Source organism: Pseudomonas sp. Z3-6 (genome assembly GCF_051131985.1).
GTDB classification, from domain to species: Bacteria; Pseudomonadota; Gammaproteobacteria; order Pseudomonadales; family Pseudomonadaceae; genus Aquipseudomonas; species Aquipseudomonas zanjanensis.
This window is the reverse complement of record NZ_CP071644.1, coordinates 1236638-1258881: the sequence shown is the minus strand read 5'-3', so window position 1 is coordinate 1258881 and position 22244 is coordinate 1236638. Positions and strand designations below refer to the sequence as shown.

Annotated in this window: 21 protein-coding genes; 11 read left to right on the top strand and 10 right to left on the bottom strand. The window is 60.7% G+C overall.

Annotated elements, in window-relative coordinates; all coding sequences use genetic code 11:
• Window positions 1–8: 8 nt before the first annotated feature.
• The 6 genes from cyoD to hmpA form a co-directional block, all read right to left on the bottom strand.
• Window positions 9–344: a cytochrome o ubiquinol oxidase subunit IV gene (cyoD, locus tag J3P88_RS05755; protein ID WP_434574398.1), complete on the bottom strand. Its 336-nt coding sequence runs from the start codon at window positions 342–344 to the stop codon at window positions 9–11.
• Window positions 345–971, bottom strand: a complete 627-nt coding sequence (locus tag J3P88_RS05750) for a cytochrome o ubiquinol oxidase subunit III (protein WP_186705091.1) — start codon at window positions 969–971, stop codon at window positions 345–347. It lies immediately after the preceding gene.
• 3 nt (window positions 972–974) lie between these two features.
• The gene (gene cyoB, locus J3P88_RS05745; RefSeq protein ID WP_053187161.1) at window positions 975–3005 is read right to left on the bottom strand and encodes a cytochrome o ubiquinol oxidase subunit I; all 2031 of its coding nucleotides are present in this window, start codon (window positions 3003–3005) and stop codon (window positions 975–977) included.
• Window positions 3006–3008: 3 nt separating this feature from the next.
• Window positions 3009–3956 (bottom strand): ubiquinol oxidase subunit II, encoded by a 948-nt coding sequence (gene cyoA / locus J3P88_RS05740; RefSeq protein WP_186705089.1) that lies wholly within the window; start codon window positions 3954–3956, stop codon window positions 3009–3011.
• A 776-nt stretch (window positions 3957–4732) separates the two neighbouring features.
• Window positions 4733–5242 (bottom strand): disulfide bond formation protein B, encoded by a 510-nt coding sequence (locus J3P88_RS05735; protein WP_186705087.1) that lies wholly within the window; start codon window positions 5240–5242, stop codon window positions 4733–4735.
• Between the two features lie 450 nt (window positions 5243–5692).
• Window positions 5693–6874: an NO-inducible flavohemoprotein gene (gene hmpA, locus J3P88_RS05730; RefSeq protein ID WP_434574397.1), complete on the bottom strand. Its 1182-nt coding sequence runs from the start codon at window positions 6872–6874 to the stop codon at window positions 5693–5695.
• Window positions 6875–7026: 152 nt separating this feature from the next.
• Between hmpA and norR the strand changes: the two genes are divergently transcribed.
• The 5 genes from norR (at window position 7027) to J3P88_RS05705 (ending at window position 12241) form a co-directional block, all read left to right on the top strand.
• Window positions 7027–8583 (top strand): nitric oxide reductase transcriptional regulator NorR, encoded by a 1557-nt coding sequence (norR, locus tag J3P88_RS05725; RefSeq protein WP_434574396.1) that lies wholly within the window; start codon window positions 7027–7029, stop codon window positions 8581–8583.
• A gap of 279 nt (window positions 8584–8862) precedes the next feature.
• Window positions 8863–9765 carry a chemotaxis protein CheV gene (locus tag J3P88_RS05720; protein WP_030139917.1) on the top strand — a complete coding sequence of 301 codons (903 nt, stop codon included), beginning with the start codon at window positions 8863–8865 and terminating at the stop codon, window positions 9763–9765.
• Between the two features lie 116 nt (window positions 9766–9881).
• On the top strand, window positions 9882–10211 hold the full coding sequence (locus tag J3P88_RS05715) for a hypothetical protein (RefSeq protein WP_186729559.1): 330 nt from the start codon (window positions 9882–9884) through the stop codon (window positions 10209–10211).
• Window positions 10212–10290: 79 nt separating this feature from the next.
• Window positions 10291–11040 carry a YkgJ family cysteine cluster protein gene (locus J3P88_RS05710; RefSeq protein ID WP_434574395.1) on the top strand — a complete coding sequence of 250 codons (750 nt, stop codon included), beginning with the start codon at window positions 10291–10293 and terminating at the stop codon, window positions 11038–11040.
• Between the two features lie 229 nt (window positions 11041–11269).
• The gene (locus J3P88_RS05705) at window positions 11270–12241 is read left to right on the top strand and encodes a 2-hydroxyacid dehydrogenase (protein ID WP_186705082.1); all 972 of its coding nucleotides are present in this window, start codon (window positions 11270–11272) and stop codon (window positions 12239–12241) included.
• A 156-nt stretch (window positions 12242–12397) separates the two neighbouring features.
• Here J3P88_RS05705 and J3P88_RS05700 read toward each other — a convergent pair whose 3' ends face one another.
• Window positions 12398–13300, bottom strand: coding sequence for a DMT family transporter (locus J3P88_RS05700; protein WP_186705081.1), 903 nt, complete (start codon window positions 13298–13300; stop codon window positions 12398–12400).
• Between the two features lie 136 nt (window positions 13301–13436).
• On the opposite strand from J3P88_RS05700, the gene J3P88_RS05695 reads away from it, so the two are divergent.
• The 4 genes from J3P88_RS05695 to fecA all read left to right on the top strand — a co-directional run bounded on the left by J3P88_RS05695 (window position 13437) and on the right by fecA (window position 18337).
• A complete protein-coding gene (locus J3P88_RS05695) occupies window positions 13437–14312 on the top strand; it encodes a helix-turn-helix domain-containing protein (RefSeq protein WP_434574394.1) in 876 nt (291 codons plus the stop codon).
• A gap of 129 nt (window positions 14313–14441) precedes the next feature.
• Window positions 14442–14930: a sigma-70 family RNA polymerase sigma factor gene (locus J3P88_RS05690; protein WP_434574393.1), complete on the top strand. Its 489-nt coding sequence runs from the start codon at window positions 14442–14444 to the stop codon at window positions 14928–14930.
• Entirely contained in the window at window positions 14927–15886 is a 960-nt protein-coding gene (locus J3P88_RS05685) for a FecR domain-containing protein (RefSeq protein WP_186729557.1), read from the top strand. Before J3P88_RS05690 ends, J3P88_RS05685 begins: the two co-directional genes overlap by 4 nt.
• Window positions 15887–15997: 111 nt before the next feature.
• Entirely contained in the window at window positions 15998–18337 is a 2340-nt protein-coding gene (gene fecA / locus J3P88_RS05680; RefSeq protein WP_434574392.1) for a TonB-dependent Fe(3+) dicitrate receptor FecA, read from the top strand.
• A gap of 85 nt (window positions 18338–18422) precedes the next feature.
• Here fecA and J3P88_RS05675 read toward each other — a convergent pair whose 3' ends face one another.
• On the bottom strand, window positions 18423–18833 hold the full coding sequence (locus J3P88_RS05675) for an HPF/RaiA family ribosome-associated protein (RefSeq protein WP_053125063.1): 411 nt from the start codon (window positions 18831–18833) through the stop codon (window positions 18423–18425).
• 496 nt (window positions 18834–19329) lie between these two features.
• On the opposite strand from J3P88_RS05675, the gene J3P88_RS05670 reads away from it, so the two are divergent.
• Window positions 19330–19647, top strand: a complete 318-nt coding sequence (locus J3P88_RS05670) for a DUF3509 domain-containing protein (protein ID WP_186705076.1) — start codon at window positions 19330–19332, stop codon at window positions 19645–19647.
• On the opposite strand, the gene J3P88_RS05665 is transcribed toward J3P88_RS05670, so the two are convergent.
• On the bottom strand, window positions 19644–20144 hold the full coding sequence (locus J3P88_RS05665; RefSeq protein ID WP_053125067.1) for a phosphate-starvation-inducible protein PsiE: 501 nt from the start codon (window positions 20142–20144) through the stop codon (window positions 19644–19646). The two genes, J3P88_RS05670 and J3P88_RS05665, sit on opposite strands and share 4 nt — an antisense overlap.
• A gap of 336 nt (window positions 20145–20480) precedes the next feature.
• On the opposite strand from J3P88_RS05665, the gene J3P88_RS05660 reads away from it, so the two are divergent.
• Window positions 20481–20741 (top strand): YebG family protein, encoded by a 261-nt coding sequence (locus J3P88_RS05660; protein WP_186729555.1) that lies wholly within the window; start codon window positions 20481–20483, stop codon window positions 20739–20741.
• Between the two features lie 65 nt (window positions 20742–20806).
• On the opposite strand, the gene J3P88_RS05655 is transcribed toward J3P88_RS05660, so the two are convergent.
• Complete coding sequence (locus tag J3P88_RS05655; RefSeq protein ID WP_434574391.1) at window positions 20807–22198, bottom strand: PLP-dependent aminotransferase family protein; 1392 nt, start codon at window positions 22196–22198, stop codon at window positions 20807–20809.
• Window positions 22199–22244 lie beyond the last annotated feature (46 nt).

Here is a 22244-nt window from a genome sequence, read left to right as displayed (position 1 = left end):
GACTTTCCTCAGTGCGCCATCATGTTGGTGTGGATGCTGAACATGATCCACAACGACAGGCCGACCAGCAGGACAATCACGATCGCAGCAAACACAAACGCGACCACGTTGTTACGTTGGACAGCGGAGCGGTCCAGGTGCAGGAAGTACACCAGGTGCACCAGTACCTGGACCACGGCGAAGATCAGGATGATCCACAGGGTCAGGCTCTTGGGCAGCGACGGGTACATCACCAGGCCGAACGGAATGACGGTCAGGATCACCGACAGGATGAAACCGATGGCGTAGGACTTGACGCTGCCGTGGCCGGCGTCATGGCCATCATGGGAATGTGCGTTAGCCATTTACAGGGTCCCCATCAGATAAACAACGGTGAATACGCAGATCCACACCACGTCCAGGAAGTGCCAGAACAGGCTCAGGCAGCTCAGGCGCGTCTTGTTGGTGGCGGTCAGGCCGTTTTTCTGGACCTGGTACATCATGATCGCCATCCAGATCAGGCCGCTGGTCACGTGCAGGCCGTGGGTGCCGACCAGGGTGAAGAACCCGGACAGGAAGCCGCTGCGGCTAGGGCCGTAGCCTTCGGCGATCAGGATATGGAACTCGTTGATCTCCATGGCGATAAAGCCGGCGCCCAGCAGGAAGGTCATGGCCAACCAGCCCAGGACCTGGGTTTTCTTGCCCTTGAACAACGCCAGCATGGCGAAGCCGTAGGTGATCGAACTGAACAGCAGCAGCGCGGTTTCGCCCAGTACATAAGGCAGTTCGAAGATTTCGTGGCCCGACGGGCCACCGGCGACGTTGTTAACCAGCACCGCGTACACCGCGAAGATCGACGCAAACAAAATGCAGTCGGTCATCAGGTAGAGCCAGAAACCGAATACGGTCATCTCGCCCGAGTCGTGGTGATGGTCATCGTGCCCATGGTCATGACCATGGGCGTGTCCAACATTGGTCACTAAGTTCGACATGGTTTAAGCCTGTTCCAACGAGGTTTCAACACGGGTGGCGGTGGCGGGGACTTTCCCGGCCGCGACCAGGCGCTTGTGCTGCTCGGCTTCGATGCGTTCGATGACATCCACCGGCACCATGTAGCCCTGATCGTCACGGGCGGCATGGATCACGAAATACGCCACGGTGCCGACCAGGCTGGCGATGGCCAGCCACCAGATGTGCCAGATCATCGCGAAACCGAACACAGTCAACAGCGCACCCATGACCACACCGGTGGCGGTGTTGTTGGGCATGTGGATCGGCTCGTACTTGGCCGGAACCTGGTACGCGGTACCGGCTTCCTTGGCTTCGGTGAACGGGTCGATGGTTTCCGCTTTCGGCAGCACGGCAAAGTTGTAGAACGGTGGTGGCGACGAAGTCGACCATTCCAGGGTATGGGCATTCCACGGATCACCGTGTTCGCACATGTTTTCCGGCTTCTTGCGATCACGCACGCTGACGTACAGCTGGATCAACTGGCAGGCGATACCGACCGCGATCATCACCGCGCCGAACATGGCGACGTACAGGTACGGCACCCACTCAGGGTTGGTGGTGGCGTTCAGGCGACGGGTCATGCCCATGAAGCCCAGTGCATAGAGCGGCATGAACGCGACGAAGAAGCCCGAGATCCAGAACCAGAACGCTGCCTTGCCCCAACCTTCGTGCAGCTTGAAGCCGAACGCTTTCGGGAAGTAGAACGCAAAGCCTGCGATGTAGCCGAACACGGCGCCGCCGATGATCACGTTATGGAAGTGCGCGATCACGAACAGGCTGTTGTGCAACACGAAGTCCGCACCCGGGATGGCCAGCAGGACGCCGGTCATACCGCCGATGGCGAAGGTCACCATGAAGCCCAGGGTCCACAGCACGTGGCTGGTGAAACGCAGGCGGCCCTGGTAGATGGTGAACAGCCAGTTGAACAGCTTCACACCCGTCGGGATCGAGATCAGCATCGTCGCCAGGCCGAAGAAGGCGTTGACGCTGGCCCCCGAGCCCATGGTGAAGAAGTGGTGCAGCCAGACCATGAAGCCCAGTACCGAGATCGCGCCGGAAGCGTAGATCATCGAGTGGTGGCCAAACAGCTTCTTGCCGGAGAAGGTCGAGATGACTTCGGAGAAAATACCGAACGCCGGCAGGATCAGGATGTACACCTCGGGGTGACCCCAGGCCCAGAACAGGTTGACGTACATCATCGGATTTCCACCCAGTTCATTGGTGAAAATGTGGAAATCCATGTAGCGGTCAAGCGTCAGCAGCGCCAGGGTAGCGGTGAGGATCGGGAACGAAGCGACGATCAGCACGTTGGCCCAGGTGCAGGTCCAGGTGAAGATCGGCATGTCCATCAGTTTCATGCCTGGGGTACGCATCTTCAGCACGGTGGCCAGGAAGTTGACCCCCGTCAGCGTTGTCCCCAACCCGGATAGCTGTAGCGCCCAGATGTAGTAATCCACCCCCACGCCCGGACTGTATTGCAGCCCCGACAACGGTGGATAGGCAACCCAACCGGTCTTGGCGAATTCGCCAACACCCAGCGATACGTTGATCAGTACCACGCCGGACACCAGCAGCCAGAAGCTGAGGGAGTTCAGGAACGGATAGGCAACGTCGCGCGCGCCGATCTGCAGCGGCACTGCAAGGTTCATCAGGCCGGTGAAGAATGGCATCGCCATGAAGATGATCATGATCACACCGTGGGCGGTGAAGATCTGGTCATAGTGTTCAGGCGGCAGGTAGCCAGGCGAACCCTCGGTGGCCATGGCCAGCTGGGTACGCATCATGATGGCGTCGGCAAAACCGCGCAGCAGCATGACCATGGCGACGATGATGTACATCACGCCGATTTTCTTGTGATCGACCGAGGTCAGCCACTCTGTCCACAGGTAGGTCCACTTCTTGAAATAAGTGATACCGGCGAACAATGCCAGACCACCGAGCGCGATGATGGCGAGGGTCACCATGACAATCGGCTCGTGGAACGGGATCGCTTCCCAACTTAATTTACCTAACATCGTTTACTCCTCTGCCCCGGCAGCTGAATGCGAGCTCATGTCCATCCCTTCCATGTTGTGAGCCACTTCCTTGTCTTTCTTCTCGTGGTGCATCGGCTTGCCCGGATTCATCCCTTCATACTTGTCGATGATGGTCTGGAACAGGTTCGGCGTAACCGACGAGTAGAGTTCGACTGGGTTGTTCTGGCTCGGCTTGGAAAGGGCTTCGTATTCAGCTTTTTCAAGCTGTTTAGGTGCCTTCTTCACTTCGTTGACCCAGGCGTCGAATTCTTCCTGGGTGGTGGCGGTCGCTTTGAACTTCATGCCGGTGAAACCCGCGCCGCTGTAGTTGGCGGAGATACCTTCAAGTTCGGTGTTCTGGTTGGCGATCAGGTGCAGCTTGGTCTGCATGCCGGCCATCGCATAGATCTGGCCGCCCAGGCCCGGGATGAAGAACGAGTTCATCACGGTGTCGGAGGTGACCTTGAAGTTGATCGGCGTGTGGGCCGGGAACACGATCTTGTTGACCGTGGCGATGCCTTGTTCCGGATAGATGAACAGCCACTTCCAGTCCATCGAGACCACTTCGATGGTGATCGGCTTGACGTCGGATTCAAGCGGACGATAAGGGTCCAGGGCGTGGGTCGACTTGTAGGTGACATAACCCAGGGCAATGATGATCAGCACCGGAATGGTCCACACCGCCACTTCGATCTTGGTCGAATGCGACCACTTCGGCGTGTAGGTGGCCTGGGTGTTGGTTGCGCGGTACTTCCAGGCGAACAGGAAGGTCATGACGATAACCGGCACAACGACCAGCAACATCAGCAGCGTGGCGGTGATGATCAGGTTTCGTTCATCCAGGCCGACCTGGCCCTTGGGATCGAGCAAGGTCATGTTGCAGCCTCCCAGCAGCAACGTGCCGAGCAGCGGCAACAAGCCTAGTAATCGGGGGTACCTGTTTTTACTCATCTCACGACCTCTAAAGCAGCTTGCGCAATGCAGTTGGGTTTTGATCGCCAACACTTCACCCTGCCAAGGGTTGGCATTTTCTTGGATTGAATAAGGGCTGCCCGTCGAACGTCAGCGGCTGTTCGACACATCCTGGGCCAGCAGTGAGTTCTTATTCGTTGGTCAAAAGGCCTAGTTCAAGCCCAATTCCATTTGGTGCGGATAGTTGGAGGCACCGACACCTGGGGTCGCATGGGGCGCTGGCGCCCTTCGACCACTCTCGTGCTCAAGCTTGAGCCGGGTCGGAAAATCGGTGCGGGCGATTGTAGTGAGGTGACGCGCTGTAGACCATGTCTCATCCCGAAATAATTTTTATCCGATCCGGCAACAATCTCTTGCTGATATTGCAACGGGCCAGCATCTTATCGAAATTAATTCTCAACAAGAACCCCAAAAAACGTAGGTCTACTACGCCCGATTTAGACAGCTTGGACCGATTCGCAAGGGCTTTTTTGCCCGGCAAGCGCCCATTTTCAGGGGCCTGGGGCGCCTGACGCTGCGCTGTTAAAAATGCCTGCTACAAGCGAGACGCTGGCTGCGAAACCAGACGTTTTTTTGTTACAGGAATAAGCGTTTAATCGCCGTCGGAAAGGCTGAGCGTCGCAAGATATGTGACAACGTGTCGCACGTTGTCGCAGGTCATTCTTGCCTCGGATCAAGGACGCTCCGGCTCGGGGGTGAAACGAAAAACGCCCCGGCTCTCCAAGGGAGAAACCGGGGCGTTTCATTGAGGCGTTTCAGCGAAGCGTTTTGCGGTTACGCGACACCAGCAATGGCACCAGCACCACCGTCAACACGAAGGCCACCAGTGCCCATTGCGCCAGGGACAGGCCCAGGATCGGTGGGTAGGGCGTGGAGCAAAAACCGTCGACCTGGAACCCCAGCGGAAAGATCTTCGCCAGCGGCAGGTCATCGACAATCGGTTGCAAGACATCGATACCGCAACTGACCGCGGGGAAGAACTGGGTGTACACGTGATGCCCGGCTACACCGGCCCCGGCCAGGGCGCAGAGCACCACCAGGCCTTCGAAGATCGTCAGGCTGCGGCGGGTGCGCATGGCGGCGCCGATGAAGGCGAAAATCGCGATCAGCAACAACGCATAGCGTTGCAGGATACACAGCGGGCACGGCGCCTCGCCGAGGGCCACCTGCATGTACAGCGCACCACCGATCAGTGCCAGGCAGATCAGCCCCAGCAGCACCAGATAGCGCCGCTCGCGGCCCAGCCGCATCATTTCCTCACTCATTGCGTTTCCCTTTGTCTGTATGGATCGACGCGCAGCCTCGCAACACCCGGCGCGCGATCGGACGTACCGAAGTCTACACGCTGACCATGACAGTGAACGAGCAGCGGGCGTCGACAATTGAAGGGAATAGAGCGCAAGAAAGTTAAGCGGGGATTAATGCGGGTCAGTTGGACAGGGGTGGAGCTGCGGCCGCCATCGCGAGCAAGCTCGGCTCCCACATGGGTTTGCGGGTTGTTCACAGATATCGTACTCATCACAAATCCCTGTGGGAGCTGAGCTTGCTCGCGATGGCGGTGGGTCAGTCAGTGAATAAGCTGGCTGTACTACCGCCTTCGCGAGCAGGCTCGCTCCCACCCTGGATCTGTGCTGGCCGTCAGACCTGTGCAAATCCCTTGTGGGAGCGAGCCTGCTCGCGATGAAGGCAACCCGGTCTCCCGGCTTGCCGCGACCTTATTCCAGCGCCGCCGCCGGGCCGAAGAATTCGTAGCGGCTCTGCCGGTCGGGCACGCCCAGGGCCTTGAGGTGGCGCTTGACGGCGCCCATGAAGCCCTTCGGCCCAAGGAAATAGGCGTCCAGGTCACGCTGCTCCGGTAGCCATTGCGCCAGTTGCTCCTGGCTCAACAGCCCCACCTTGTCCGCCGCCGGGCTTACCCCGTCGTCTTCGTCGTAGCAGTAAAAACGCTTGAGTTGCGGATGCCGCTTGGCCAAATCGTCGATCCAGTCACGGAAGGCATGGACGCGGCCGTTGCGTGCGCAGTGAATGAAATGCACCGGACGCTCGGTTTGCAGTGCTGCCTGCAACATGGCCAGGGTCGGGGTAATACCAACGCCGCCGCTGATCAGCACCAACGGTTTTTCGCTGGCACTCAGGTAGAAATCCCCGGACGGCGGGAACAACTGGATACGACTGCCAACCTCAAAATGATGATGCAGGAAGTTCGACACCCGCCCGCCTGGCTCACGCTTGACACTGATCCGGTACTGGCCATTGTCCGCCAGGGCCGACAGCGAATAGTTGCGGCGCACTTCCTCGCCATCGAGCACGAGCTTCATGCCGATGTACTGGCCCGGCTCGGCCATCAGGATCGGGCCCTTGTCCGCCGGCTCGAAGTAGAACGAGGTGATTTCCGCGCTTTCCTGGACCTTGGCCGCCAGGATGAACTCGCGCTCGCCACGCCAGCCGCCCAGCGCCTCGGCCTTCTTGTCGTACATGTCGGCTTCGGCGCCGATCAGGATATCGGCCAACTGATTGTAGGCAGCGCCCCATGCCGCGATCACTTCGGGGGTGGCGATTTCTTCGCCCAGCACCTCAGCAATCGCCCGCAGCAGGCACGCACCGACAATCGGGTAATGTTGCGGCAGGATCTGCAGGGCAACGTGCTTGTTGACGATTTTCGCCACCAGGTCGCCCAATTGGTCAAGCTGGTCGATGTGCCGCGCATACATCAATACACCGTTGGCCAAGGCACGTGGTTGGTCGCCGCTGGCCTGGTGAGCCTGGTTGAACAGCGGGCGGACCTGAGGGTACTCGGACAGCATCATGCGATAGAAGTGAGTGATCAGCGCCTCCCCACCGCTTTCCAGCAAGGGCACGGTGGAGCGAATGATGGCGCGTTCTTCTCGACTGAGCATAGGGTGACTCCTGGCGTATGATCGATAACAGTTGCTTATGTCATATCAGTTTCCGTGCCATATTTTTTTATCTTTAATATCAACAAGTTAAAAACAATGTAGTCATATCGACACGGCTCACCTTATAGTCGTTTCGACTACACGGAGTCATTATGACCGCAACCGCCCTGCTGACCTCCCTGCTGCCGCTGGTGGCCGACCTGTCCCGTGAACTGCCTGAAGGTGAACGTTATCGGCGCCTGCTCGGCACCCTGCGCGCCCTGCTGCCCTGCGATGCGGCGGCGTTGTTGCGTCTGGACGGAGATTGCCTGGTGCCGCTCGCCGTGGATGGCTTGAGTACCGATACACTGGGCCGGCGATTCCGGGTCAGCGAACACCCGCGCTTCGAAGCGCTGCTGGCCAACCCGCACCCCACCCGCTTCGCCGCTGACAGTGACCTGCCCGATCCCTACGACGGGCTGGTCGAGGGGCTGGCCAAGCATCTGGAAGTTCATGACTGCATGGGTTGCCCACTGTTCATCGACGAGCGCCCCTGGGGCCTGCTGACCCTGGATTCGCTGGACCCGGAGCGCTTCGAACCCATCGACCTCGGTGCCCTGCAAGCCTTCGCCAGCCTCGCCGCCGCCACGGTCAGCGCCGCCGAGCGCATCGAGCGCCTGGCCTTGAAAGCCGAGGACGAACATCGCCGCGCCGAGGTCTATCGCCAGGCCAGCGGCCAGCAACACCGCGACATGGTCGGCCAGAGCAAGGCCCACAAGCGCCTGGTGGAAGAGATCACGCTGGTGGGCGGCAGCGACCTGACGGTATTGATCACCGGCGAAACCGGTGTGGGCAAGGAACTGGTCGCCCAGGCCATCCACGCCGCGTCGAAACGCGCCGGCCAGCCACTGGTCAGCCTCAACTGCGCCGCCCTGCCGGATACGCTGGTGGAAAGCGAACTCTTCGGCCATGTCCGGGGCGCCTTCACTGGGGCCATGAACGACCGCCGCGGCAAGTTTGAACTAGCCGACGGCGGCACCCTGTTCCTCGACGAGGTGGGTGAGCTGTCCCTGACTGTCCAGGCCAAGTTGCTGCGGGTGTTGCAAAGCGGCCAACTGCAGCGCCTGGGTTCGGATAAGGAGCACCGGGTCGATGTTCGCCTGATCGCCGCCACCAATCGCGACCTCGCCGAAGAAGTGCGCAACGGCCGTTACCGGGCCGACTTCTATCATCGCTTGAGCGTATATCCCTTGCAGGTGCCGGCGCTGCGCGAACGGGGGCGGGACGTGCTGCTGCTCAGCGGCTTCTTCCTCGAACAGAATCGTTCGCGCATGGGCCTGGGCAGCCTGCGCCTGACCAGCGACGCCCAGGCCGCATTGCTGGCCTACGACTGGCCGGGCAACGTGCGCGAGCTGGAACACCTGATCGGCCGTAGCGCCCTGAAGGCCTTGGGCCGCCACCCGGCGCGCCCGAGAATCCTCAGCCTCAGCGCCCAGGACCTGGATTTGCCCCAGGCCCCTGGGGATAACGCCGAACCGTCATCCCCCAACCCGGCGCCGGTCGCACCAGGCGTGACGGGGGACTTGCGCGAAGCGGTGGACGCGTTCCAACGCAATCTGATCGCCGCCTGCCTGGAGCGTCACCAGCACAACTGGGCCAGCGCCGCCCGGGAGCTGGGGCTGGACCGCGCGAACCTGGGGCGGATGGCCAAACGGCTTGGCCTGAAATAGTGGTTGGAGGTGCTTTTGTGGCGAGGGAGCTTGCTCCCGCTGGGCTGAAGCAGGCCCATCAACCGCAGCGCGGTTTCGAATCTTACGACCGCTGCGCGGCCGAGCGGGAGCAAGCTCCCTCGCCACAAAAGCTATCCCGCACAAGGATCTTGTTACAACGATCCATGTGATCGACAGGCTTTCACCCTAAAGCCTGCCCCCGACAAGTCGATAACCCAATATCACAAGCTGTTCTGGCGACCTTCATGCTCGCCCCACCTTTTTCCACAGAAGGTTTTTATGTCTTCCAACAAAGCCCGCGCAGATTCACTTTCGCTTCTGCTGTTTACCTTGCGCAGCGGCAAGCTGATGGCGATCAACCTACTCAAGGTCAGTGAAATCATTCCCTGCCCACCGTTGACCAAGCTGCCGGAGTCCCATCCCCACGTCAAAGGCATCGCCACCCTGCGCGGGACATCGTTGTCGGTGATCGACCTGAGCCGCGCCATTGGCGAGCGGCCGCTGGAAGACCCGGACGGCGGCTGCCTGATCGTCACCGACGTCAGCCGTTCCAAGCAGGGCCTGCATGTGCAGGCGGTCAGCAAGATCGTGCATTGCCTGACCACCGACATCAAACCGCCGCCCTACGGCTCCGGCGGCGTGCGCGCATTCATCACTGGCGTGACCTCGGTGGACGGCACGCTGGTGCAAGTATTGGATATCGAAAAGGTCATCCACGGCATCGCGCCGGCGCAGATCGAAACCGCGCCGACCGAATTGAGCATGGAAGACGCCGAAGTCCTGGGCAACGCCCGGATCCTGGTGGTCGATGACAGTCAAGTCGCCTTGCAGCAATCGGTGCACACCCTGCGCAACCTGGGCCTGCAATGCCATACCGCACGCAGCGCCAAGGAAGCCATCGACTGCCTGCTGGAGCTGCAGGGCACGGCGCAGGAGATCAACCTGATCGTCTCCGATATTGAAATGTCGGAAATGGACGGCTACGCCCTCACCCGGACCCTGCGCGAGACGCCGGATTTCGCCCACCTCTACGTGTTGCTGCACACCTCGCTGGACAGCGCCATGAACAGTGAGAAAGCGCGATTGGCCGGCGCAAACGGGGTGCTTACCAAATTTTCGTCGCCCGAATTGACCAAGTGCCTGATCACCGCGGCCAAGGCCGTCGCCGAACAAGGTCGCTGAGCCCCCCGCGTCGATGCGGGCCAAGTTCAAGGAGGCTGCGATCGTCGCGGCCTCTGACCCCTGCCCCGACCTCATGCATACTCCTGTCCTCGTTCCCCCGAACAAGGACATTGTCGATGAAAACCCCTGCACTGATGCTCCTCGGCCTCACTGCCGCCATCGCCTTTCAGGCTCAGGCTTCCAGCCCCGACGCGTGGGCCGCCTACGACAAAAAAGTGCTCGCCAGTTGCCTCAAGGCCAGCGGTCTGAAAGATCCCGAACCTGTCGGTACCGCCGCGCAATTTGATGACCGGGTAGGCTATACGGCGCTGTTACTGCAAGGCCAATACCCACAGAAGCACATGAACGGCGCGACGGGCACCGAGCTGTGCCTTTATCGCAAAAAAACCAAGACCGCCTTCGTCACCGAGTGGGACTCGATCCGCCCGGCCGAAGCCCCTCAATGAATGGCGCATAACTTGCTTCGCACGGCTTATCGCGGCGTTTTTCTGTCGCTGCTTTCAGCCTATTGCCTTCGGTCGATCAATGAACACAACGTTTTCCTGCGTAGGGTGCGGTAAATGCTGCACCGGTCATCACGTTCCCCTGACGCTCGACGAAGCCAGGATGTGGGCGAATGACGGCGGCCAGGTGATTGTCCTGGTCGAGGCCTTCCTGCCCAATGGCCTCGGCCTTCCGGTGGCGCAGCGCGAACATGCCGAACGCCGTTCGGCAGTGGTCCGCAGCGGCACGAGCGAGGTGCTCGTGGCAATTACCTTCGCCGCTTATAACCCAGGCCCTTGCCATAATCTGGACGCCGACAACCTGTGCCGCATCTATGAGCGCAGGCCTTTGGTTTGCCGCATCTACCCCATGGAAATCAACCCGCACATCCCGCTCAATACCGCCGCCAAGGACTGCCCGCCAGAATCGTGGGAAACGGGGCCGCAGTTGATCATCGGCGGTGAGTTGGTGGACCAAGAGCTGGCTCGGTTGATCGAACGTTCACGCCAGGCCGATCGTGAAGAGATCGCGATCAAGGCGCGCATCTGCGTGTCCCTGGGCATCCACACAACGGCGTTGAAGGGCGACGGATTCACGGCCTACCTGCCGAACATGGCCGCGTTCGCCATCGCGATTGATCAGGCCCGCTCGCAGCCGTTGGACCCCGAAGCGGGTGAATGGCAGTTCCACCTGTCCGGCGAGGACGTTGCCAGCCAAGTGACGGCCAGTGGCGCAAGCGTGGTCACGCAAGCGCCGGTCAATTACGCCTTTATTTCCCTGCGGGCCGCCTAGGATTATCAGAAGTTACAAAATCACAGCCCACCACAGATCAAATGTGGGAGCGGGCTTGCTCGCGAAAGCGGTCTGGCATTCAACATCAATGCAAACTGACCCGACGCCTTCGCGAGCAAGCCCGCTCCCACAGGTGGAGTTTGCGATATCCCAATCAAACTCCCCTCTCGCCTAACCCGCGCCAGGAATGTTAGCGTGCTTGGTATTCCCTGCAGATGAGCCTTGCACGATGAAAAAAACCGTACTTGCCTTCAGCCGTATCACGCCTCCCATGATCGAGCGCCTGCGCCAGGACTTCGAGGTGATCGTCCCCAACCCGTCGAACGGCGACATCAACGCGCAGTTCAACGACGCCTTGCCCCACGTCCATGGGCTGATTGGTGTCGGTCGCAAGCTCGGCCGCGAGCAATTGCAGAACGCCACGAACCTGCAAGTGGTCTCCAGCGTGTCGGTGGGCTACGACAACTACGACCTGGCCTACTTCAATGAGCGCGGGATCATGCTCACCAACACCCCCGACGTGCTCACCGAAAGCACCGCCGACCTGGCCTTCGCCCTGCTGATGAGCAGCGCCCGGCGCGTGGCCGAACTGGACGCCTGGACCAAGGCCGGGCAATGGCAAGCGACCGTCGGTCCGCAACTGTTCGGCAGCGACGTGCATGGCAAGACCTTGGGCATCGTCGGCATGGGCAACATCGGCGCAGCCATTGCCCGGCGTGGCCGGTTGGGGTTCAACATGCCGATCCTGTACAGCGGCAACAGCCGCAAGACCGAGCTGGAAAACCAATTGGGCGCACAATTTCGCGAACTGGACCAGTTGCTGGCCGAAGCCGATTTCGTCTGCCTCGTGGTGCCATTGAGCGAGAAGACCCGCCATTTGATCGGCCAGCGTGAACTGGGGCTGATGAAGCCAAGCGCCATCCTGGTCAACATTTCCCGTGGCCCGGTGGTGGATGAGCCAGCGCTGATCGAAGCCTTGCAGAACGGTCGCATCCGCGGTGCCGGGCTGGATGTCTACGAGAAAGAACCGCTGGCTGAATCGCCGCTGTTCCAGCTGAAGAACGCCGTGACCCTGCCCCATATCGGCTCCGCCACCCACGAGACCCGTGAGGCCATGGCCAACCTTGCTGTGGATAACTTGCGCAGTGCCTTGCTGGGCGAGCGACCGAAGAACCTGGTCAACCCACAAGTCTGGAAATAAAACACACTGTGGCGAGGGAGCTTGCTCCCGCTGGGCTGCGCAGCAGCCCCTTGCGGTTTATCTGATGCACCGTGGCGGCAGATACACCTTGGGGTCGCTTCGCAACCCAGCGGGAGCAAGCTCCCTCGCCACAGATCTATCGCCAGACGCAATCGCTCAGCGGGCACCCAGCGCGACTTTCACGGCTACTGGCCGGGGCTTGCGAAACACCAGCACGTTCCCCAGCATCACCAGCACCAACCCCACCAATGCCGGCGCCGTCCACTGGTAGCCCTCGACAAACGCCGAGACGTTCAACGCCACCACCGGGAACAGCACGGTGCAATACGCCGCCCGCTCCGGCCCCATGCGCCCCACTAGCGTCAAGTAGGCGGTAAAGCCGATGACCGAACCCGGGATCACCAGATACAGCAGCGAGCCGACGTAACGTGCATTCCATTCCATATCGAACGGAATGCCTTGGAACAGACACCACACCGACAACATCGCCGCCCCGTAAGCCATGCCCCAGGCGTTGGTCGTCAACGGCTTGAGGCCGGCCTTCTGTTGCAGGCTCGAAAGCATGTTGCCCGCTGAGAAACACAACGTCCCCAGCAGCGCCAGCGCCAAGCCGAGCACCGTTTGCGGGCTCGCGCTGTGACCGGCCAGCTCCGGCCAGAACAACAACGCCAGCCCGAACAGCCCCAAGGCGCCGCCCAGCAATACGTTACGGGCAATCCGTTGACCGAAGAAAACCCGGGCATTGAGGGCGTTCCAGAGCGTGGCGGTGGAAAACACCACGGCGACCAAACCACTGGGGATCCACTGGCTGGCGGTCAGGAAGCACATGAAATTGATGCAGAACAGGCACAGGCCCTGGGCAACGCAAATCAAGTGGCCGCGCCGGTTCATCACCTGCAAGCGCCGGCTGAGCAAGAGCATGGCAAACAAGATCAATGCCGCGAGGCCAAAGCGATAAACGATCGACACCGGGATGGCGACGACACCCAACTGCAGTTTCAGGGCGATCCAGGTGGTGCCCCAGATGAGCACGGTGAGCAGGTACAACGAGAGGTTCATGACGGTGACTCCTGGCAATGGCCCCCAGTGTCCCGCCGATGCTTGCCCGTCGCTTGCGTAATCTTGCGGTTTTTATGAGCGATGGGCTGGCAGGGAACGGTCTACGGAGTAGGATGCAAACGTTGGAGAACCGATCATGTCCACACTGCAGACCCTACAAGTCTTCCAAGCCCTCAACAGCTCGCCCAACGCTCGCCTGGAGCACAGTGCCGAGCTCGGAGACGGCATGGCGGCCGCTTTGTGGACCAATCACCACGACGCCCGGGACTACGAGGCGCCGACGCACCATACACTGTCGTGCTACATCGCGGGGGGCACCGGCACGTTTCGTCGTGAACGGCCCGATACCACAGGCGCACCGGACAAACTTTGCATCTTGCCGGCCGGGCATGAGTCCGCCTGGGTCATCAATGGCGACATCCGCCTCGCCCACCTATATTTCAGCGCGGAGCAATTCGCCCTTGGCTGCATCACCCTGCTGGACCGCGAACCCCGGCAAGTGCAACTGCACGAGGAAACGTTCCTCGACGACCCGCAACAGGCCCAGCGCTTTCGCCAGTTGATCGCACTGAACTGGGACGAACCCGGCGAACGCCTGCTGACCACCAGCCTGGCCCATGACCTGCTCAACCACTTGCTGCTCAGCCAGGTCGGCCAGCGCCAGGGGCTTCGCCTCAAGGGCGGCCTGGCGGCTCACCAGCGACGGTTGCTGGTGGATTACGTCGACAGCCATCTGGCCGAGGCCATCAGCCTCGGGCAATTGGCGGCGCTGTGTGCGTTGTCCGAATATCACTTTGCGCGGATGTTCCGCGAAAGTTTCGGGCTGCCACCCCATCAATATGTACTGGCCCGGCGCCTGGCCCACGCGCGGCATTTGTTGCGCAGCACGTCCCAGCCGCTGGGCGACATGGCGCTGGCCTGCGGGTTTGCCAGCGCCAGTCATTTCACCCACCGTTTTCGCCAGGCCTTGGGCGCAAGCCCCGGAGAGTATCGACAGGCATTCTTGCGCTAAGCACCCGCGTGCCCCGGCCAAATGAAACAACCAGGCACTCGTCCCGATTGCCGTAGCCACCATTGCGCCCCTACAATGCGAACAATTCTTGTTCTCTAGCACAGCTAAGCGCTGTCGGGATGTTCCTCGTTGCCGCCTGCACACACCGTCGAAGTGCTCTATAACGCCCATCACCGTTGGCTCAACGGCTGGTTGCGAAGAAAACTCGGCTGCCCCGACAGTGCCGCCGACCTGGCCCAGGACACGTTCATGCGCGTCCTGACTGCGCGCGATCCGCAGCCGGTCCTGGAACCCCGTGCGTTTCTCGCCACCATTGCCAAGCGCGTCTTGTTCAACCATTACCGCCGTCAAGACCTGGAGCGCGCCTACCTCGATGCCCTCGCCCAACTGCCGGAGCTCGTGACGCCATCGGAGGAAGACCGGGCAATCATCCTGCAAACCCTGATGGAACTGGACCAACTGCTCGATGGGTTGCCGCGCGCGGTCAAGCAGGCGTTTCTGCTGGCCCAGGTCGATGGCCTGACCTACAACGAAATCGCCCGTGAATTGGGGATTTCCCTGGCGACGGTCAAGCGTCACCTGAACAAGGCAGCGATGCGCTGCTACTTTGCCTTATGACCCCACCGATCAACGGCGCACCGGGCGTCAGCGCGCAAGTCGCCGAGCAGGCCGTGCACTGGCTGCTGGAAATGCAGCAAGGCCCACTCGATACCCGCCAGCAGCAAGCCTGGGAACACTGGCTCGATGCCCACGGCGAACATCGCCGTGCCTGGGAGCATATCCAGCGGGTCAATCAGCGACTGCGCAGCGTGTCACCTCCGCTGGCCCATGCGGCCCTCAATGCACCGAAGTCCGCGGCGCGACGTCGGGCACTGAAGATGCTGCTGGTGCTTGGCGCCGGCTCGGCGTTGACCTGGGGCCTGCGTGAGCGCCAACTGCTGCCGCCATTGATGGCCGATTTTCGCAGCCCGGTGGGCGAGCGGCGACGCCTGACGCTGGATGACGGCAGTCAGTTGCAGCTCAACACTGGCAGTGCGGTAGACGTTCGCTTCGACGCTCAACGCCGCTTGATCCGCCTGCTGGAAGGGGAACTGTTGCTGACCGTCGCCCGGGACCCGAGGCCCCTGCAAGTCGTGACGGCCTACGGCCTGCTGGAAAGCCGCGACGCCCGGTTCAACGTCCGCGAATATCCGGAACACACCCAGGTGACGGCGTTTGAAGGCCAGGTGGACATTCATAGCCGAGACGGTCCGGCCTTGTCACTGGCGACAGCACGACAACTGAGCCTTGGCGTCAACGGTGCCGGGCCCTCCACGGCGCTGGACGCCAACAGCGGCGCTTGGACGGAAGGCATGCTGATAGCCGCGCATATGCGCCTCGTGGACTTCCTCGACGAACTCGGCCGTTACCGACGCGGCCAACTGCACTGCGACGAGGCAGTCGCCAACCTTCTGATCTCCGGAACCTATCCGCTGGACAACAGCGAACGAATCCTCGACCTGCTGGAGGTCAGCCTGCCGGTAAAAGTGCGTCGTTTCACCCGCTATTGGGTCACGGTCGAGGCTCGCGCGTGAACCAATGGCCGCCCCTCCTGAAAAAAAGTGGTGCGCCAGTGAGCCGTTTTTCCCGTCTCGGGTGACAGAGAAGGAAAGCACTTCGATACAACCTTCTCGGGATCCTCATCCATGCCGCAGCAACCCACCCGCCTCACCCCGCTCGCCCGCACCCTGCGCCACCTGCTCCTGGGGGCCAGCTTGAGTTTCGTTACTCTGCCTTGCGTGCAGGCTGCCGAGGCCAAGGCCTATCACATCGCGCCGTCATCATTGGAAAATGCCCTCAATCAGTTCGGGCGCGAGGCCGGGGTGTTGATTTCCTTTGGCTCGCAGACAACCGCAGGCCTGCAGAGTCGTGGCCTGGAAGGCAGCTACAGCCCGGAACAAGGGCTGAACGCGCTGCTCGAAGGCACCGGCCTGCAAGCCCGGCCGGAGGGAAACAACGCCTTCAGCCTGCAACCGGCCACCAGCACTGCGCTGGACATCGGCACCACCACCGTGGTCGGTGACTGGCTCGGCGATGCCGCGCAAGCCAACGTTTTCGAACACCCTGGTGCCAGGGATGTCATCCGTCGTGAGGAATTCGAACGCCAGGGCGCGACCCAGGCCAGGGACGTGCTCAATCGCATCCCCGGCGTCAACGCACCGGAAAACAACGGCACCGGCAGCCATGACATGGCGCTGAACTTTGGTATTCGCGGGCTCAATCCGCGCCTGGCCTCACGTTCTACGGTGTTGATGGACGGCATCCCGGTGCCGTTCGCACCTTACGGCCAACCGCAGCTCTCGTTCGCGCCGGTCAGCATGGGCAACATGGACGCGGTGGACGTCGTGCGTGGCGGCGGCGCAGTGCGCTACGGCCCGCAGAACGTCGGCGGCGTGGTCAACTTCGTGACGCGAGCGATTCCCGATGCCCCCACGGTGAAGGGCGGCTTCCAGACCGAGACGAGCCCGTCCTCCAGTCACGACGGCTTCAAGACCTCCTCCAATCTGCTGGCTGGCGGCACCGCCGACAACGGCCTGGGCGGCGCCCTGCTGTATTCCGGCACCCGTGGCGGCGACTGGCGCGAGCACAGCGACACACAAATCGACGATCTGATCCTCAAGGGCAACTACCAACTGGACGATGCCAACAGCTTCAATGCCATGGCCCAGTATTACGAAGGCGAAGCCGACATGCCCGGCGGCCTGAATGTGGCCGACTACGACGCCGACCCGTACCAGTCCACCCGGCCGAACGACCGTTTCTGGGGTCGTCGCACCCTGGTCAACGTCGGCTACCGCTACCAACAGGACCGCCGGGAATTCACCGCCAGCACGTTCTTCACCAAGACCTTGCGCAGCGGCTACCTGGACCAGGGCAGCTTCCTGTCCCTGTCGCCTCGCGAATATTGGGTGCGCGGCCTGGAAACCCGTTTCGCCCAAGGTTTCGACCTCGGCCCGACCAGCCATGAGGTCGGCGTCGGCTACCGCTACATCAACGAGGCCGGCCATGAACTGCGTTATCGCACGCCCATCGCCAGCAACGAATTGCCAACCACCGCCAGCCGCAACGACCGGGATACGCGTGGCGGCACCGAGGCCAACGCGTTTTTCATCGATGACCGGATCGACATCGGCAAATGGACCATCACGCCTGGCGTTCGCTACGAAATGATCGAATCTCAGCAGACCAACAACCTGACGAATGTGAAATACAAGGGTGACTACAACACGGCCTTGCCGGCACTGAACGTGCTCTATCATCTGACCGATGAGTGGAATCTGTATGCCAATACCGAAGGTTCGTTCGGCAGCGTGCAGTACAGCCAGATGCCCAACCGTGTCAGCAGCGGCGAAGTAAAACCGGAAAAAGCCCGCACCTGGGAACTGGGCACCCGCTATGACAATGGCAACCTGCGGGCAGAGATCGGCGCGTTCCTGATCAACTTCGACAACCAGTATGAAAGCAACCAGACCAACGACTCGGTGATCGCCCGAGGCGAGACCCGCCACCAGGGCATCGAAACCAGCATCAACTACGCCCTCGACGACCTGAGCCCGGCGCTGGCCGGTTTTGATGTATATGCCACGTATGCCTTTGTCGATGCCACCATTCGTGAGGACGGACCAAACAAAGGCAACCGCGTGCCCTTCTCTTCGAAGCACAAAGGTACGCTAGGCGTGGGTTATACGGACGGGCCTTGGAAGTTGAACCTGGACAGCACCTACCAGAGCGCGCAGTTTGCCGATAACGCCAATACCCGTAATGAAAGCGCCGACGGCAGTACCGGCAATATCCCCGGCTACATGCTGTTCAGCAGCCGCGCCGCCTATGATTTCGGCCCGCAACTGTCGGACCTGAACGTGGCGGTAGGCGTGAAGAACATCTTCAATACCCAGTACTTCACCCGTTCGTTCGATGACAACAACCGGGGCAAGTACGTGGGAGAGCCGCGCACGCTGTATGTGCAGACGTCCGTGGCGTTCTGACTCGGGGTCGCGGTGGATAGCTGAAGCGAAACGGGCCTGCGATTGCAGGCCCTTTTGTTCGGTGAGTATTTTTAAGTGATCGTGCTTAGCCGTTGAGTGCGGCCCGCTCGTTCTCCAGGAATTCTTCTTCCAGCATGGCATCAGCCAGGGCAATCGAGTCGGTCGGGCCTTTGGTGGCGGCGCGCTTGCCGCGCAGTTTGCCGAACAAATGCTCCAGTGCACTTTCAAGTTTGGTGGCTGCACCTTCGATCGCCAGTTCCAGCGAATCGGCCTTGTGGGTCACGGAAATCGGCTGATGGCCCTTTGGCCGTGCTTCAAGCTGGCAACGCAGGTCATGAGGGCCGGGCTTGTCGCCGTTCTCATCGCGCAAATGAACCTCGACCCGTGTCAGATCTTCTTCGTAACGTTCGAGCGTGCTTTCGATGGTAGTACGTACCCACTCCTCCAGTCGGATGCTGCTTTGAATATGGTTATCGCTGTTGACTTGGATTTGCATAGTTCATCCCTTATTTCAGCTAGCTCGCCGGGGGCCGTCGACGTTAGCGCAGCGGCCCCTTGAATACAGAGTCGGGCTGGCGGAAGAACAATTCAAGCCCTAAAAAAAGATAAATATTCATATGCAAATAAAGCCGGACAACGGGCAAAAGCGCTGTTAATGTCGGGAGTTGCCCCGCCCTGCCTACCCGCTGCAAATCACCTCCGCGCCTGCACCGTCAACGAACATCCGCACGTTATTGCCCCGAAACGGGCAGCCGCATTCCAGAGCGTTTGGCGCTTGGGCACCGGGATCATTGTCCGACGTTTTTTCCGGCATGCCCCTTGCTAACTCCCCGTAGGAGCTGCCGCAGGCTGCGATCTTTGATTTTGAAGCCTGCCTGGCCCAGGAACCTTCAGATGAACACGATCATGGAATGGCCGATGGTCCGGTATTGCGAACTAATCCCGATCACGGCCGGTCAACAACTGCACGTTCAATCAGGCGGTGACGCATCATGGACAACCCTTTTCAGCTCATTACCGACGCTTTTGCGCCGCATTATCAAATCAACCTGAGTATCCAGGGACTGGATGGCAGCATCATGCTGACCCTGTCCAAGAGCGGGCGCATCGTCGCCAAACGCATGATCAGCGCCCAGCAGCGCAACGACCCGGAGCGGCTCAAACGCCTGGTGCAAAGCATTCAGTTCGGCATCGCCATCGAGCAGGGCCACAGCGCCGTGGCCATCCTCGAAGCCATGACCGGCGGTGACAACATCAAGCTGCCACCGCCGCATGCACAGGGGCCGGCGCCCTCGGCCGCCGGGATCTAGATTTCGCCTTTCTCCACTTCGGCATGCTCGCTGGAACCCGCGCCAACCTTGCGGTGCGGGTGCTCGATCTTCACCGAGGGGAACTGCGACGAAGCGTAGCGCACCACCAGGATCGAAAACGCCAGCAGCAAGATACCACCGCACAAGTAGATGATCCCCAGGTCGGGCGGGCTGTGGTGGGAAACGTTGGAAATCAGCAGCCGCGTCAGCGCGGTAATCGCCACGTAGATCAGGAATCGCACCGGCATGTGGTTGGTCTTGAAGTAGATCCCGACCATCGCCCCCAATTCCAGGTAGATGAACAGCAGCAGGATGTCATCGATCTTGATGTGCCCCGCCTCGAGCATCTGCAAGAACTCCATCACCGCCGCCCACGCGGTCACCGCACCGATGGCGAACAGCGCCAGGTAGTGGAAGGTCTCGACGAAGAGGTTTCCCAGGGACTCGGCCAGCTGATGGACGTTCTGGCGCAGGTTCTCGGCCCAGTTGATTTTCACGATGTAGTTTCCTTAGGTCGGTTCGACCGGATGATGCGGGTTGGACGTGACGGTTGTTCTGCATGCAGAAAAAAGGCCAGCGAGTGAGGGTGAGATGGCGACAGGCTGGTATGCGGCACTTTGCAAGCTTCATGCGGCCTGATCGCGAGCAAGCTTTGCTCCCACAAGGCTTGCTCCTACCCAAGCTTTGTCCACATCATCTTGGCGCTCACATGCTGAAATCGGTCTACATTAAAAAGCCACTATCCAAAGCAAGAGGATTCGCTTATTCTTTTGCCTGTATATAAATACAGTAGTCGCAAAGACAAACCAATGTGAAGGCATGTGAGGTGGTGAATGGCCGTCGAAGTGGTATACCGCAGCAGCCGAGATCTGGAGCGCTTGTTCATGGATAAAGCCGAAGCTGACCGTCATGACAAAATGCTGGAACTCGCCGAATTGCTGGCCGAAGTGTTGCAAAAAGCCGTTCCATCGCTAAGCGAGCAGCAGGTCGAGGAAGCCGGGATCTACATGGCGAAAAATCGCGATGTGTTCGCCAAGGCATTCAAGAGCCAGCCGGACGCCTTATCCGAACTGCTCAACCCGTCGGAAGAATAACCAAAAGATCGCAGCCCTCGGCTGCGCCTATACCGCGTAGGCGCTGCCGAAGGCTGCGATCTTTTTTAATAATAACGACGCGGATCCGAATCGATCAGGCTGGCCAACTTGGTCAGGGCGAAGCGCAGTTCGTCCTGGCTGGTGGGCGACATCAGCACCAGCCGCACGCACCGGGTGGTGCCTGAACGCTCAGCCTGGAACTGGGTGCCACTGAGCACCAATACGCCGTTGGCCCGGGCGAGCATGGTGAACTCGTCGCTCATCCACGGCTCGGGCAGCGTCAACCAGACGTGATAGGAATACGGCTGGGTCTTGAGCTCGAAATTGGCGAAGATTTCCCGAGCGATCGCTTGTCGCCCCGCCGCCTCGTTGCGCTGGATGCGGATCAATTTCTTGTCCAGGCCTTCGGTAATCACATTGCTGGCCAGTTGCGCAGTCAACGGCGATGGCATCCACACACTGCTGCGCACCATCGACGTCAGGCGCGAGAGCAATTTCGGCGGGCTGTAGATGTAACCAATGCGCAGCGCCGGCATGACCGATTTCGACAGGCTGGTCAGGTAAACCGAGCGATCCGGCGCAAAGGCCGACAAGGGTTTGATCGACGGATCGGTGGCCAGGAAGCCGTAGATGTCATCGTCCAGGATGATGAAGTCGAATTCCTCGGCCAGCGCGGCAATCTGGGCCCGACGTTTCTGCGACATGATCGCCGCCGTCGGGTTCTGGCAGGTCGCCACGCAGACCAGCATCGCCGGCTTCTCCCGCAGGCACAGCTCGCGCAAGGCTTCGGGAATGATGCCTTCGTCATCCATCGGCACGCCACGCAGGCGACGCTCAAGACCGTGGGCCAGGGAAATGATGCCCGGGTAGCACAGCGTCTCGCAGAGCACCAGGTCGCCAGCGTTGGTCAGGGCGCTCATCGCGACCATCAAGCCATGCTGGGCCCCGGCGGTAATCACCACTTGCTGCCATTGCGCGTCGGGCAATGAATGACGCAACCATTGCGCCCCCGCCTCGCGATGGGCCGGGTGGCCGCCGTCCGGCGCGTAATCGAGCGCGCGGGCGAAATCGGTGCTTTTGGCCATGCCCACCAGCGCGCCGCGCAACCAGTACTCCAGCGTCTCGCTATAGGGCTTGATGATCGAAAGGTCGAGCAGTTCGGACTGCCCCAGGTTCAGCGGCGCGGACGCGCTGTTACTGGCCGGCAGCTCCAGCTGCTTCTGATTCAGCACATAAGTGCCACGTCCCACTTCCCCTTGCACCAGCCGACGCCGATGGGCTTCGCTGTACGCCCGGCTGATGGTACCTGGCGTGACATTCAAGGTGGTGGCCAGCTCCCGCAACGTCGGCAGGCGATCACCCTCGTTCAGTACGCCGTTGTTGATATCGCGCGCCAACGCATCGGCAATCGACAGATACATCGGCTGGCTGAACTCGCTTAGCTGGGGAACCCACATGAATGCTCACTGCCCATCGTAGAAATGATGAATATCCGAGCATATC